Source organism: Solibacillus sp. FSL W8-0474 (assembly GCF_038004065.1).
Lineage (GTDB): Bacteria > Bacillota > Bacilli > Bacillales_A > Planococcaceae > Solibacillus > Solibacillus faecavium.
Genome location: NZ_JBBOQJ010000001.1, coordinates 1,556,821 through 1,570,152 on the forward strand (window position 1 = coordinate 1,556,821; position 13,332 = coordinate 1,570,152).

Annotated in this window: 15 protein-coding genes; 8 read left to right on the plus strand and 7 right to left on the minus strand. The window is 36.3% G+C overall.

The window, feature by feature from the left end:
- Positions 1-27: 27 nt before the first annotated feature.
- Positions 28-1,089 carry a YkvI family membrane protein gene (locus NYE67_RS07605; RefSeq protein ID WP_340729625.1) on the plus strand — a complete coding sequence of 354 codons (1,062 nt, stop codon included), beginning with the start codon at positions 28-30 and terminating at the stop codon, positions 1,087-1,089.
- Positions 1,090-1,299: 210 nt separating this feature from the next.
- On the opposite strand, the gene NYE67_RS07610 is transcribed toward NYE67_RS07605, so the two are convergent.
- The 3 genes from NYE67_RS07610 to NYE67_RS07620 are packed head-to-tail and all read right to left on the minus strand — an operon-like array spanning position 1,300 to position 4,337.
- Positions 1,300-2,850, minus strand: coding sequence for a YndJ family protein (locus tag NYE67_RS07610; protein ID WP_340729626.1), 1,551 nt, complete (start codon positions 2,848-2,850; stop codon positions 1,300-1,302).
- On the minus strand, positions 2,819-3,427 hold the full coding sequence (locus tag NYE67_RS07615) for a DUF4166 domain-containing protein (RefSeq protein WP_340729627.1): 609 nt from the start codon (positions 3,425-3,427) through the stop codon (positions 2,819-2,821). The genes NYE67_RS07610 and NYE67_RS07615 overlap by 32 nt, the downstream gene beginning before the upstream one ends.
- Position 3,428: 1 nt before the next feature.
- The gene (locus NYE67_RS07620; protein WP_340727640.1) at positions 3,429-4,337 is read right to left on the minus strand and encodes a DoxX-like family protein; all 909 of its coding nucleotides are present in this window, start codon (positions 4,335-4,337) and stop codon (positions 3,429-3,431) included.
- A gap of 392 nt (positions 4,338-4,729) precedes the next feature.
- Between NYE67_RS07620 and NYE67_RS07625 the strand changes: the two genes are divergently transcribed.
- Genes NYE67_RS07625 through NYE67_RS07640 form a run of 4 tightly spaced genes read left to right on the plus strand, consistent with a single transcriptional unit; the run spans position 4,730 to position 6,876 of the window.
- Positions 4,730-5,107: a GntR family transcriptional regulator gene (locus tag NYE67_RS07625; protein WP_340727641.1), complete on the plus strand. Its 378-nt coding sequence runs from the start codon at positions 4,730-4,732 to the stop codon at positions 5,105-5,107.
- Positions 5,107-5,988, plus strand: coding sequence for an ABC transporter ATP-binding protein (locus tag NYE67_RS07630; RefSeq protein WP_340729628.1), 882 nt, complete (start codon positions 5,107-5,109; stop codon positions 5,986-5,988). The genes NYE67_RS07625 and NYE67_RS07630 overlap by 1 nt, the downstream gene beginning before the upstream one ends.
- Positions 5,972-6,580: an ABC-2 transporter permease gene (locus NYE67_RS07635; protein WP_340729629.1), complete on the plus strand. Its 609-nt coding sequence runs from the start codon at positions 5,972-5,974 to the stop codon at positions 6,578-6,580. Before NYE67_RS07630 ends, NYE67_RS07635 begins: the two co-directional genes overlap by 17 nt.
- A 23-nt stretch (positions 6,581-6,603) precedes the next feature.
- Positions 6,604-6,876 carry a YfzA family protein gene (locus NYE67_RS07640; protein WP_340729630.1) on the plus strand — a complete coding sequence of 91 codons (273 nt, stop codon included), beginning with the start codon at positions 6,604-6,606 and terminating at the stop codon, positions 6,874-6,876.
- A 213-nt stretch (positions 6,877-7,089) separates the two neighbouring features.
- On the opposite strand, the gene NYE67_RS07645 is transcribed toward NYE67_RS07640, so the two are convergent.
- Together NYE67_RS07645 and NYE67_RS07650 are read right to left on the minus strand one after the other, a co-directional pair.
- Entirely contained in the window at positions 7,090-7,602 is a 513-nt protein-coding gene (locus tag NYE67_RS07645; RefSeq protein WP_340729631.1) for a hypothetical protein, read from the minus strand.
- Positions 7,603-7,772: 170 nt separating this feature from the next.
- On the minus strand, positions 7,773-8,111 hold the full coding sequence (locus NYE67_RS07650) for a hypothetical protein (protein ID WP_340729632.1): 339 nt from the start codon (positions 8,109-8,111) through the stop codon (positions 7,773-7,775).
- Between the two features lie 358 nt (positions 8,112-8,469).
- Between NYE67_RS07650 and NYE67_RS07655 the strand changes: the two genes are divergently transcribed.
- Genes NYE67_RS07655 through NYE67_RS07665 form a run of 3 tightly spaced genes read left to right on the plus strand, consistent with a single transcriptional unit; the run spans position 8,470 to position 11,940 of the window.
- Entirely contained in the window at positions 8,470-9,450 is a 981-nt protein-coding gene (locus NYE67_RS07655; RefSeq protein ID WP_340729633.1) for a TAXI family TRAP transporter solute-binding subunit, read from the plus strand.
- The gene (locus NYE67_RS07660; RefSeq protein ID WP_340729634.1) at positions 9,434-9,922 is read left to right on the plus strand and encodes a DUF1850 domain-containing protein; all 489 of its coding nucleotides are present in this window, start codon (positions 9,434-9,436) and stop codon (positions 9,920-9,922) included. Before NYE67_RS07655 ends, NYE67_RS07660 begins: the two co-directional genes overlap by 17 nt.
- Positions 9,919-11,940, plus strand: a complete 2,022-nt coding sequence (locus NYE67_RS07665) for a TRAP transporter permease (RefSeq protein WP_340729635.1) — start codon at positions 9,919-9,921, stop codon at positions 11,938-11,940. The genes NYE67_RS07660 and NYE67_RS07665 overlap by 4 nt, the downstream gene beginning before the upstream one ends.
- A gap of 85 nt (positions 11,941-12,025) precedes the next feature.
- On the opposite strand, the gene NYE67_RS07670 is transcribed toward NYE67_RS07665, so the two are convergent.
- Entirely contained in the window at positions 12,026-12,487 is a 462-nt protein-coding gene (locus tag NYE67_RS07670) for a DUF2691 family protein (RefSeq protein ID WP_340729636.1), read from the minus strand.
- Between the two features lie 67 nt (positions 12,488-12,554).
- Positions 12,555-12,995, minus strand: coding sequence for a DUF4275 family protein (locus tag NYE67_RS07675; RefSeq protein ID WP_191703048.1), 441 nt, complete (start codon positions 12,993-12,995; stop codon positions 12,555-12,557).
- Between the last annotated feature and the right edge of the window lie 337 nt (positions 12,996-13,332).

Genomic DNA, 13,332 nt, shown 5'->3' on the forward strand with positions numbered 1-13,332 from the left:
TATACAGAAAAAAAGGGAGTGAGGCGTTTGAAAAATATATTAAAAATTGGAAGCGCATTTATTGGCGTGATTGTGGGTGCAGGGTTCGCTTCAGGGCAAGAAATACTGCAATACTTTACGAGCTTCGGAACACTCGGGATATTCGGAGCAATTTTATCAACTGTACTGTTTTCAGGCATTGGTATGCTTTTAGTATGGCTAGGCAGTTATACTAAAACGACTTCACATAAAGATGTTATTTACAGAATTAGCGGGCGTTACCTTGGAACTGTCATCGATTTAATTCTTATCTTTACGTTGTTTGGTGTAGGTGTCGTTATGCTAGCCGGGGCAGGTTCAAACTTAAACCAACAGTTTGGATTACCGATCTTTGTAGGTACGACTCTTATGACGATACTCGTATTATTGACAGGTTTTTTAAAGGTAAATCGAGTCGTTTCTATTATTGGAAGCATTACGCCGATTCTCATTATTTTTATTATATTTATTGCGATATATAGTTTTCTAACAATGAATGGAACTTTTACATCGTTAAACGACATAGCACAAGCCACACCGACAACTCTGCCAAACTGGTTTATTTCCAGTATTAATTACGTTTCATTTAATATCGCTGTTGGAGCTTCGATGTCAATTGTAATGGGCGGGGCAGAAAAAAATCCAAAAACTGCAGCAATTGGTGGATTAGTTGGTGGATTTGTTTTAGGAATACTAATTCTCTTAATTCATTTAGCTATTTTCTCGAAAATCGAAGAAGTTGGAACGTTGGACATGCCAATGCTGGGGATAGTTAGTAATTTATCGCCAACACTAGGTATTGTAATGTCATTAGTTATCTTTGGTATGATCTATAATACAGCAGTTGGAATGTTCTTTTCTTTCTCAGCTCGTTTTGCAGAATCAGGAACACAGAAATTTAAAATATTCTTCGTCATTACAATGATTGTTGGCTATTTAGCAAGCTATGTAGGATTTACTGGGCTAGTTAGTTATTTTTATCCTCTAATTGGTTATTTGGGGATTATCCTAATTATTGTTCTACTAGCTTCTCCTTTTATAATTAAGAGACAAGGTGCAAAAAATCAGTAAATTAGAAGAAAACATATATTAGATATTTTATAGACCCGCTCATAAAATTGAGCGGATCAGACTGTAGACAAACTCGAAGAAATTCGGGATTGCCTACAGTCTTTTTTATTAAAATAAAGTAATTTTACTTGAATTGGTGTACGTGAACGCAAAAATAGTTGAATAAATTTTACCCGGCCCCTTTATTGCATTTAGGGAAGCCGGGTATTTTTATTTTTTGTGTATGTGATAATCAATATGTAGAAACTTCATTCCAAACAGTTTCATATCATGGGTTGCGATAAGCAATCCTTTGTGTTCCTTTATCACAAAATACTCATGTAGTGGTAGTTTGAATACATAGGAACCAATCGCCAAATACGTACCGGCATCGCCTTGTCCATCACTCGTTAAGTACAGTACGCCGTCTTTTGCGGAAAGCTGTAAGATTCCGTGCATTGAAGAGAATGGCAAGGGCAGTGCGATATTCATATAGGTATTAGTTGCATCATTATGCTGCGAATAAATCGCATTAAATACGGGTTCGCCATTAATCGACCGTTGCCAAACGCGCGGTTTTTCTCGCCCATCATTTTGCGAATCGACTTCCAAAATTTCACCGTCCATCACAATCGTTTTTGAAGAGAACGGTAAATTCAGCTGTCCCATTTTCCGGCTAATAAACTGATACACAAAAGCAAAGGGTTTAAACCATGTTTCCCATTGAACAGACGCTTTTAATTCAAACTGCGTTGTTCGTTCGTAAAACTCAACGATTAAAACAGGGATTTCCATTTTATTAAGAAAAGATGCCATATCATCGACCAATCCACGCGCTGGTTTGTTTGTTGGAGAAAATCGCCCGCGAATTTTACTTACCGGAAATGAGTAATCGTTATGCTTTGTCGGCGGAATATAAAGACTCCAGGCGATTACAACGGCAATACCAAACCCTAAACAATTTAAAAGCCCATGAAAGTCCAGCATATCCGGAATATCTACAATAATCATTCCAGTTAAATTACTGTAAGCGTATAAAAATGACCAAATGATTGTAAAACACAATGTTATAAAGGCCAGCCGGATAAATAAGCTTTGCACACGCGGCAACCGCCATTTCATGACATAAAAGCTAATACTGAAAATAGCAAGTACATATAAGCTGACCGAAATGATTTCAACAATTCTTGAAAAGGTAATTCCGACAGCTACTAGCATTGGTCCTGCGGCAATAACGGCACAGCAAAATTTATAGTATCGAGTCATATGAAGACGACCAATCAATCCGACTGTAATACAAAGTAAAAAGGCGGAATAATGAAAGTGAATAGCAGTTAGCCATGTAATAATCGGACTAAATCCTGTATTCAACTGTAACTGGAATGCCAAAAACCATAGTCCACCCATCACAATATAAATCAGTCCGATATCAATCATTATTTCAGCCGTGTTCGTAAATCCCCGTCTCAAAAATCGGTTGACCCCATGGGAAGCAATGACAAGTGTACTTAGCAAATAAGCAAGCACACAAAGTAGGATGAGAAAATCCTGTTGCGTGAAATACAGCATTGTTACAGCAAATTGGCCGATTACAATAATCAGCTTTTGCCAATTTTTCAGCAAAACTAACTGTTCCAGTATGACTGGTACAAAGATCAGTTGTGCCAATGTTAAGTAGTAGTACATTGATGTTGGCTCATTAAATAACAGTAGGGCAGCCATACAAGTAAGACCGATGCTTGTTAAAGGTCTACTGAGCACACGGCGTAAACTGACCAGCATACATCATCATCCTTCCAAACAAATCATTGTAAATGGAGACATGGATCGTATACACATCCAGCACATCATCATATCCTTCTGTCACAACTACGCGACCTGTCAGCTTCCTGGGCAAGGCAACCTCTGTCTTGCCAATTACAGCACGTTGGTCTACGGAACGGATCATTAAGAAACCGTCCTTCGTAACATTCATTTTTAAATCCGAGTAGAACAGTGCCGGATCCCCTAAATAATCTTTTACGATTTGCCGCTCCAAATCGACTGTCATTGTAGCATTGAACTTGCGTGTTGTCTGATCAAAGAAAAAAGTACGTTCCCAATAGACTTCGGCTTCTTTTTCATTGTTCATTTTCGCTGTATTCTTTATTGTAAAGGGAATTTCCTTGCCATACTCAGGAAAAAGAAAATCGGTTTTCGTAAACAAATGATACATCGGACGTAAAAAACGCGGTCCGGAATGAATGACTTGCATTGTTCCTTGAGCATGAAAAGGCTGACCTAATGGAAGGCGGTATCTTTCCTGCAGTTTTGGATGAAGCCTGTTAAAGTCATTTGCCAACAATGTTACGTAAATCATATTAAGCACCTCTTTTTCGTTTGCAAAATCTTGCAGTCGGTAATTCTTTTGTCAGTAGTAAAGCAATGATGGAAGCAAACCATAATCCAATATTCAGTGTGACGACATTAAATGGAGCCGTTGCAACTGTGGGTGCCGCAATGATTGCGCTTAATGTCAGCAAAGGGAACAACACAATTTGCGCCTTTAGCAGCAGTTGTTGCAATTTGGGTACCAAAAAAAGTAACCCAATCATCATTTCCAAAACGCCAATCCAAATAATTGCCGTGGACGCTTGGCCCAATGATAGCGGTGACAGTTTCATCAGCATATCAATCTCAAGCGGATGCTTCATCAGCACTTTCGGTACGAGACCTTGGTACATCCACGTAAAACTAAATAGAAAGCAGAGCAAATAATAGCTGAAAAATCGTCGGTATTGTGTGGCCGGTTTTTCTCCAGATTCAATCCACCTTGCGAGTACATTAAAACTAAGTGCGGTAGCCCAACCGATTACAGGGCGAAACAGCTGATCGAATAATTGACCGAGTTGACCGAATCGGACGTCGTAGTCATACTGGGTGAGAAAAGTTACATGGTCACCATTCGGTATATATTGCCAATAGCCGCGACCTTCCTTAATAGGGGAGATCCGTTGCGGTGTCCCGAAATGGAGCGAAGAGGTTTTAACACCACTTGCTTTTTCGTGTGTTCCTTTACTTTCCCCCCAACCGGCTACCGACAGACCCGGCATCACTTTGGTTGTATATGTAAATGTTTGAGGAGCATCCTCATGTTGTTTTTCAATATAGGTAATCGATGTAAATCGCAAATCCCACTGTTCATGTAGGTCGGGCTGCTGTGTATAGTGCCATACTTCTTCAATCGAGCTGTCTATTACGGTTTCCACATAAATCGGCTTTTTCTTCAAGATGTTCAGCTCCTTTATTAAAAAAAAATGTATTCTTTTCATTCATCATACATTAATTTAACCATCCTGATTAGACAGAAATAATAGAAAAATTTTTTAATAGAATGAATACCGATATTTTACAATATGAAGTTTTATATGCTATGGATCGATTGAATAACCGAATTATAGGGGGAAAGCAATGGACCTTATTTTGAAACGAAACCAATTAATGTCTGATATTAACTTCCAGTAAGATAATTCCAACCGACAAGACCCGTTCATAAAATTGAGCGGGTTTTTTTATGTTTATCTTTTATGAAATATAAATTAATGATTTTATTGACAATAAATGGAGTGATTATGTATATTGTATATAAAGTATATATACAATATGAATTGAGGATACAAGCATGCAAATTTTAATCGCTCACAATTCGAAAGAACCGATTTACGAGCAAATCTTTAATCAAATAAAGAAAAGTATTTTGGCTAACGAACTTCCTTCGGGATATGCTTTACCTTCTATGCGTAATATGGCAAAAGATTTAGAGGTCAGTGTCATTACGACAAAGCGCGCATATGAGGAATTGGAAAAGGCCGGATTAATTTACTCTGTTGTCGGGAAGGGCTCCTTCGTTTCGGAGCAAAATATCGAAATGATTATCGAAAGAAAACAAAAAGTAATTGAAGAACAGTTAAGTCAGGCTATAAAAAACAGCAAGGAAATCGGTTTAAGTTTAGATGAACTAAAAGAAATTATGACATTGTTATATGAGGAGATGGATTAATGGAATCAATTATACAATTTACAAATGTGAATAAAGCATTCAATGATTTTGCTATTAAGAATCTTACCTTTGAAGTTAAAAAAGGATTTGTTACAGGTTTTGTAGGGGCAAATGGCACAGGGAAATCTACGGCGATTAAGCTGCTTATGAATTTACTACAGCCTGACAGTGGGGAAGTAAAGGTTTTCGGATTAAATTATAAAGATCATGAAAAAGAAATCAAACAGAAAATTGGTTTCGTATATGACGATCATGTGTTTTATGAACATCTCACGTTGCAGGAAATGAAGAATTTAATTCAGCCAGTATATGCACAATGGGACGACGAGCTTTTTTATAAATATGTTGAACAATTCCAATTACCTTTAAAGAAGAAAAAGTTAAAAACCTTCTCTAAAGGGAGGATGATGAAAGCCTCACTGGCAATTGCTTTGTCCCATCACGCAGAACTAATAATTATGGATGAACCGACAGCAGGGCTGGATCCGGTGTTCAGACGCGAATTTTTAAATCTATTGCATGAGATTGTACAGGATGGTGAAAAAACGATTTTCTTTTCTACTCATATCACGTCAGATTTAGATCGGATTGCAGATTATATCGTTTTCCTGCACAATGGGGAACTAATATTTATGCATGAATTTTATACGATCACAGAAAAATATGCGCTCGTTAAAGGCGGGTTGAATTTACTTGATCCGGACACTGAGAAAGAATTTATTGCGATTCGAAAAACGGAACTTGGATTTGAAGGTTTGTCATCTAATAAAGAACGGACCATGCAATTATTTGGAGAATTAGCTTTATACGAAACAGCATCATTGGAAGATATTATGTTCTATACAAAGAAAGGCGGAGAGAAGGGTGTATCAATTAGTTAAAAAGGATTTAATCATTCATAAAAAAATGCTGATGGGTATGTTTCTTGTTTTGCTTATTTATATGTACATCGATATTCCGATTATTTTTCTAGGAATATTATTTTCCATGACATTGACATTAAACCTATTTTCAACGGATGAAAAGCGACATGCGCAAATGTTATTAAGCTCATTACCTTTTACGCGTAAAGAAATTGTCAGTTCAAAATACATTTCAGCAATACTTTTTATTTTATTGATAGTATTAGCGATAACTGGTGGTAGCTTATTATTTCAACAAGTGTTACCAAACGGGTTTCATTTATTAATGATTGCAATTGGATCGTTATTTGTCGTTTCTTTTATGTATCCAGTTGCCTATAAATTTACTAGTAAATATGTGAACATCACATTCTTCACATGCTTCGGACTTTATTTGGCAATAATTATGTTTTTCAACCCTAATTTAAATGATCAGATTCGGGAAACTTTCACCAAAATAATGAGTTTAGGTGAATCGCAGCTTATTTTATATGCAGGCCTTACCTTGGTGATTACGTACATTCTATCCTGGTTATTATCAATTCGAATTTATGAAAAGAAAGTGTTTTAAAAATCCCTTTAGGAGGAGTTTTTATGAAACTAATAAAAAAACAGTCGTTACTTCCTATTTTAGCCTTTTTATTATTACAAGTGGTTTTTGTAATAATGGAGTTTACAGGCTGGATTCCTCGTTTAAGAGAAATAGACGGGAATTTATTTGGTACCATTACAGATACCCTGCTGTTTAAAGATTGGTTTAACTTTTACGATACGCCGTTCTTTAACCTGATCACCGTCTTTTTAGGAGTGCTCGTTATTATAAATATCATAGTCAGTTTATTATTCAAAAAAATAAAGGTTTTTTAATACAGTTAATCAAGCTTCCAAACCATTTATAAAGGAAAATGCCTAAAATAGCGCATTTTCCTTTTTCTAATTTAAAAGATTTCAAAAGTAGTTCGGCTGTCATTTTCATATTTCGAAGCTATCGCCTGTTCGTACAATGCTGTGATATGCTCCCCATTAGGTAGACAGATTGTAAGTAGCATTTTGGGACGTTATTTTGAATTGATATGAATACTACAAGTTTATAATCTCATTTATAATCTGTTTCAACCCATCATTCAAACCTAATAAATTATGATATTTCTCCGTTACAAAAACATAACTCTGATTTGTACTTTCAGATGTAAAGATATAGTCGAATTCTTTAATTTCCGTGGCATATTCCTTATCAACGAATACCTCTGTACTAGCTTCTACTTTGTATATATTCACTTTATATTGAATTGTATTATCATTTAAATACTCGATAACATATGTGGATTCCTTATTTAATAATTTTTTTTCGGATTTTTTTAATTCAAAAAAGGGCTTTTCATATATATTAACCATATCGTTAAAAAAATCATCGTTCTGAGTATATTCAAAAATTTGTTTATTTGTATCGCTATCTTTTACGATGATTAAATCGACTGAGGATATGTTATTTAATATTTCCCCTATGTAATTCACTTTATTTTGCTCACTCCAAATAGAAAAAATTACTCCCCCAAAAACAAAAAAGGCTATTAAAAATATCCATTTCTTCATATGACACCCCTAATAATAGTTATTTAATCTATATTCGATTTGTTATTTAAAATACCTTTAGAACATTCCCAAAGTGAATTTTAGGCAAATTCTAAAATACTTATTGCACCTAAAGATCGGTAGTTTAATAGGAAAAGCCATGCTTAAAAAAATCGAGCTCGATTGCTAATTTACATCTGTGATATTCCATAGATAAAAATACAAAGTAATAAACTAACAATGGTTAAGCCAGCAACTGGAATAGCAAAAACTTTATTGTTTTTAAATTCATAGATTGCTGTAATTGCACCTGCGACGCATAATACTAACCATACTGGTATAAACACAGCATCCGCAATATTTGTTGGTAAAAGAGCGTAACCACTAACTAAGTAAAATACCCAATGAAAAACCAACAGTCCTACTATTACATAAGAAAATTTTCGAGGTGGGTTTCCTTTTTGAACTGTTCTAACAGCCATAAATACAGGAATGGAAAACGTTAAAAATGCAATAATGCCAACAACCATTAAAAATATTAATGAAATTCCAATGATGAACACTCCCTATCACAATATCTGATTTTGTAATCTGACTTATTTTACAATAAAAGGTTGCATACCCTTATTATTGAATGCAAGTAAAACAAGTACCAAACCGACGTTTGATAACATTTGTGGTGCTCGACTTTTTAAATCCTATAATTACTGTTTTCTCCCCAATATCCAGATATCACGTTGAATAAATTAGAATTTTTAATAAATAGGAGATATGCGCAAAAATTAGCATTTATTCATAGTTTTTAGAATAAAATGTCATGTAAGGGTTTCCTTTTTTGTTCTGAATAGCTAAACTAGCAGTATAGTATAAAAAATTAGGAGGAATTTCATGAAGAAAAAATTATTTTTAGTTTCTGCTTTATCATTATCATTGGCACTTGCTGCTTGTAATGGGAGTGATGACAAAGAAAATGGGGGAACTGACGCAACTGAAAGTTTGGAAACAAACATCGTAACAATTGCAACAGGTGGTGCGAGTGGGCCTTATAATATCATCGGTACAACGCTTGCGGATCAATACGTGAAAGAGTTTGATGTGAACTCTCGTACGCAAACAACGGGTGCATCTGTAGAAAACATTAATTTATTGGAACAAGGGAAAGCAGAAATGGCATTTGTCATGAGTGATGCTTTGTCACAGGCAATCAATGGAGAAGTGAGTTTTAATGAACCGATAAAAAATGTTTCTCAAATCGCAACATTGTATCCGAACGTTGTACAGATAATTACAAAAGAAGGATCGGGAATTAATACAATTGAAGATTTAAAAGGAAAACGCATAGCTGTTGGAGATCAAAACTCAGGTGTAGAAATTAATGCCCGCGTATTACTGAATGGGCACGGGATTACATATGAGGATGTTAAAGTCGATTACTTAGGGTATGCGGAAGCAGCGGATGGCTTAAAAGCTGGAACAATTGATGCAGCCTTTTTAACGAGTGGCTTACCAAATGCTTCTGTCATGGAGTTAGCTGAAACAACAGGTATCCAATTAGTATCCGTAAACGCTGAAAAAGTAGCAGAAATTGCAAAAGAACATCCGTACTTTATTTCGTATGATATCGCAGTAGATACGTATAAAAATGAAGAAGCGATTACAACAGCGGCCGTGCCAAACGCACTGGTTGTTCGTACAGATATGGGTGAAGATGATGTATATGATTTAACGAAGCAATTCTTTGAAAGTTTACCTACTCTTCAAAATTCACATCAAGCTGCAAATGATATTACATTAGACGCTGCACAAGAAAGCGTTGTGGCACCAATTCACCCAGGTGCACAACGTTATTATGATGAGCAAAAGAAGTAAGAGCTTTAAAATCGGAGGAGCGGTAGTAATCGCCCTCCTTTTCGCTTCTTTTTTCTTTAAATTTTCATCACTAACTGTTGAAGCGGATAATCAGATGTACTGGACTTGGCAAGATACTTTTGGACTGGCATGGATCCATTCGGTGGAAAAAGAGGAATGGGTGGAGTTTTATGAATTAAAAAATGATCAACTTCTTTTAACCCACACATCATTTAAAACGTTCGGGGCGGGGGTCCCCAGCACACCGAATGACGGGAAAAATACTGTGCTTGAAAACGGCTATGTGACGATGGACATCGACAGAATGTTTCGATCTCTGCAATTAGTTGTATCTGAGAACGTACAAAGCACACTGCTGTTAGAAGAAAAGGAAGTTCCATTATATAAGCTGACAAAAAATTATGAAGTCGTTACCATTTCCGTAACGAAACTCTCTTTATGGGATATGGTATTTAAGGGGGTAAAGTTATGACAGAAGGAAAAAAAGAAACGGTGTTAGCTGAAGAAATTTCGAGTGAGAAAGTACAAGAAGTACTCGAAAAATACGATACTGATTCCAAAGTACGGAAATACAGTAACAAAAGTATGGTCATCCTGCTGAGTGTCTTAGGCATTCTATATTCACTATTTCATTTGTATATTACGTTTAATCCGATTCCGACCCTGTTAATGCGTTCAATTCATTTGCTTTTTGCTATGGGTCTTGTGTTTTTAATCTATCCAACCTTCAACAAACAACGAAGAGACAAAATTCCTTTTTATGATTGGATATTATTTGCTTTAAGTATTGGAGCTTGTGGCTACTTATTTGTAGAATATCAAGATATTGTTTCAACACGAGGCGGTATTCCAAACACGGTAGATATTATCGTTGCCATCATGGCTGTACTATTGGTACTGGAAACTGCAAGGCGTGTAACAGGTTGGGTTTTACCGATTTTGGCATTAGTATTCTTAAGTTATCCGTTCTTCAGTCACCAAGGATGGCTACCACGTATGATGATGACACGAGAGTTTGATTTAGGTGATATTTTCGGTCAATTGTTCTTAAAAACGGAAGGATTATTTTCAACAGCCATTGGAGCTTCCGTGCAATTCATCTTCCTATTTATTTTGTTTGGTGCTTTTTTATCTAAATCTGGAATGGGTCAATTCTTTAACGATTTAGCACTTGCTTTAGCAGGACATAAACAAGGAGGACCTGCCAAAGTATCGGTTATCTCTAGTGCATTTATGGGGAGTATTAATGGTTCAGCCGTTGCGAATGTTGTCGGAACAGGAGCTTTTACTATTCCTTTAATGAAGAAAATCGGGTATAAAAAAGATTTCGCTGGAGCCGTAGAGGCAAGTGCCTCCATAGGTGGACAAATTTTGCCGCCTGTTATGGGAGCGAGTGCGTTCATTATGGCGGAAACAACAGGAATTAGTTATGGTACGATTGCACTTGCTGCCATCATCCCCGCACTTTTATACTTTTTAGGTGTAATTATGCAAGTACACTTTCGAGCAGGTCGTGATGGATTAAAAGGGATTCCAAAGCCAGACCTCCCACGTGTAAAGGAAGTATTATTAGACAAAGGTCATTTAATCATTCCGCTTGTGGCGCTGGTTGCACTACTCGGTTCAGGAATGCCTGTTGCACATGCTGCCTTTTGGACAATTGTTTTAACCGTTGTTGTGGCAGCTGTTCGAAAACATACACGCATGTCGTTTAAAGATATTTTGTTCGCGTTAGAAGACGGAGCACGTCAATCTCTTTCAACTGTTATTGCCTGTGGTGTTGTTGGTATTATTATCGGTGTAGTGAATTTGACAAGCTTTGGTTCAACTTTAACGTCTGCCATTACTACACTTGGTTCAGGTAGCTTATTTTTGACATTATTCCTTACGATGATTGCTTCAATTATTCTCGGAATGGGGCTTCCAAGTATTCCAGCATATATTATTACAGCAACGATGGTCGCACCTGCACTTGCGGATTTTGGAGTTCCGCTTTTAGTGGCGCATATGTTTGTGTTCTATTTCGGTATTTTTGCCAATATCACACCACCTGTCGCACTTGCTTCATTTGCTGCAGCAGGGCTTTCGGGAGGAAGTCCTATGAAAACTGGCGCCGTGTCCGTTCGCTTAGCACTCGCAGGATTTATTGTCCCGTATTTATTCGTATACGCTCCTGCGATGCTCTTAATTGATCCGACAGGACTACCAATGAACGCAACTGAATTTCCGTGGGCATCGATACCCGACATTTTATCAGTAACCGTTTCATCAATTTTGGGTGTAGTGGGGATTGGTGCGGCACTCGAGGGGTATTTCAAAACCTATATGAACGTAATCACCCGTATCATTTTAGCAGCAGGTGCATTATTACTCATAGTCCCTGAGTTCTATACGGATGTAGTTGGTGGTTTAATTGTAGTGGGCATTTTTGTATTTAATACGTTACAAAACACTAGAGAAGAAAACCTAGCAAAAGAAGTCGTTGAATAATATAAAGAAAACGTAAGATTCTCCAATTTTCAAAATAATAAAAGGAAAATGCGAAACTCTAGCATTTTCCTTTTTTATTTCAAATTTAAAAGATTTCAAAAGTAGTTCGGCTGTCATTATCATCTGTAATATAGGCTACATTTTCATATTTCGAAGTTATCGCCTGTTCGTACAATAGTGTAAGGACTTGCGGATCTTTTGCATAAATGGTTACATAGGAACAATCGACAAGTAAAAGTACAAATTCACATTGGCTGTTCAAAAAATCTTCATAAGTAGTAAAATCTCTCACATGAAGAGGATCAGGAAAAGCTTTTAAGTCCGCAAATAGTACATAATAATCGCTTTCAGAAATTCTTTTATAAAAAGCGTCTCCTGTATATACATGTGGTTTCGGGAATAGGGGGCTACCTAATTGATCATTTTCAATATAATAAGCCTCCTCACCACCAGTCTTCCAAAAATAATTTTTGAAATCGAAAGCATTTAATATGTCTAGCAAGTATTGTCCGTATCTGTTTGGAATCTCAAAAGATAGTCCTCTCATCTGAAATTCTTCCTCCTTCCCAATCTTCTAACATCACGGCAATGGTATGATGCATAATTTTATCTCCTCAGTTCAAGTAGTCTGCCTCACTATAGTAAGGGCCAAAGTCACTTTCATGTGTTACTACGTATGTCCAAGTAAAATGCTCGTCTACAATATAGACATCTTCTTCCTGTTCAAAATAAGTCGCTTTTAGTGTGTTTGCTCGTTCAATTAACAAAACTTCTGGTAATCGTTGATGAAACACGTAGCACTTTGGTTTCGTTTTCATATCAAAGGCTTTGTTAGCGGCTGTTTTTACAAAATGGGATTTTCGTTCATTGCTAAAAACATGCCATAAATAGCCACAGTAATAACGATCTCCGTAAAGATATAATTTTTCTTTTTCACTTTCATTTAAATGGTGAACGAAAGCATCTTCCCAGCGTTTACGGAAATAGGGGGCAAAGTAGAGATATTCTTTAAATTTGATATTATTTTTTTCAAGCTGCTTGATTAATTGATCCATATATACCTCCAATGATTTGATATATGTTACTACCATTAAACCTGAAAATCAACTGGCTAGCCAGGGCGGAAATTTGGTTACTCCAGAATAGGATATGGAGAAAACCGTGATTTGAGTGAAGCACAGCATGATTACGGGCAATAAGTGCAATGATAAACAAGGATTATGAATATTTAGAAGGAATTCTTGCCCCTACAGTAAAACTTAATAAAGAGCATAATACGATTTTACGAGTTTACATTTGTTTGGAAAGAGAAGAGTGGGAATTATCTACTGGAATCAATTTATACTAATTAGGGTAATTTCAAATAACAAGAAAATGGTAACAGGAGGAAAA

Bases quoted from the DNA above. Each gene is read 5' to 3' on its own strand.
- NYE67_RS07610 (WP_340729626.1), bottom strand. From the start codon at position 2,850: ATGCTGGTCAGTTTACGCCGTGTGCTCAGTAGACCTTTAACAAGCATC.
- NYE67_RS07615 (WP_340729627.1), bottom strand. From the start codon at position 3,427: ATGATTTACGTAACATTGTTGGCAAATGACTTTAACAGGCTTCATCCA.
- NYE67_RS07625 (WP_340727641.1), top strand. From the start codon at position 4,730: ATGCAAATTTTAATCGCTCACAATTCGAAAGAACCGATTTACGAGCAA.
- NYE67_RS07630 (WP_340729628.1), top strand. From the start codon at position 5,107: ATGGAATCAATTATACAATTTACAAATGTGAATAAAGCATTCAATGAT.
- NYE67_RS07640 (WP_340729630.1), top strand. From the start codon at position 6,604: ATGAAACTAATAAAAAAACAGTCGTTACTTCCTATTTTAGCCTTTTTA.
- NYE67_RS07645 (WP_340729631.1), bottom strand. From the start codon at position 7,602: ATGAAGAAATGGATATTTTTAATAGCCTTTTTTGTTTTTGGGGGAGTA.
- NYE67_RS07650 (WP_340729632.1), bottom strand. From the start codon at position 8,111: ATGGTTGTTGGCATTATTGCATTTTTAACGTTTTCCATTCCTGTATTT.
- NYE67_RS07655 (WP_340729633.1), top strand. From the start codon at position 8,470: ATGAAGAAAAAATTATTTTTAGTTTCTGCTTTATCATTATCATTGGCA.
- NYE67_RS07660 (WP_340729634.1), top strand. From the start codon at position 9,434: ATGAGCAAAAGAAGTAAGAGCTTTAAAATCGGAGGAGCGGTAGTAATC.
- NYE67_RS07665 (WP_340729635.1), top strand. From the start codon at position 9,919: ATGACAGAAGGAAAAAAAGAAACGGTGTTAGCTGAAGAAATTTCGAGT.
- NYE67_RS07670 (WP_340729636.1), bottom strand. From the start codon at position 12,487: ATGAGAGGACTATCTTTTGAGATTCCAAACAGATACGGACAATACTTG.
- NYE67_RS07675 (WP_191703048.1), bottom strand. From the start codon at position 12,995: ATGGATCAATTAATCAAGCAGCTTGAAAAAAATAATATCAAATTTAAA.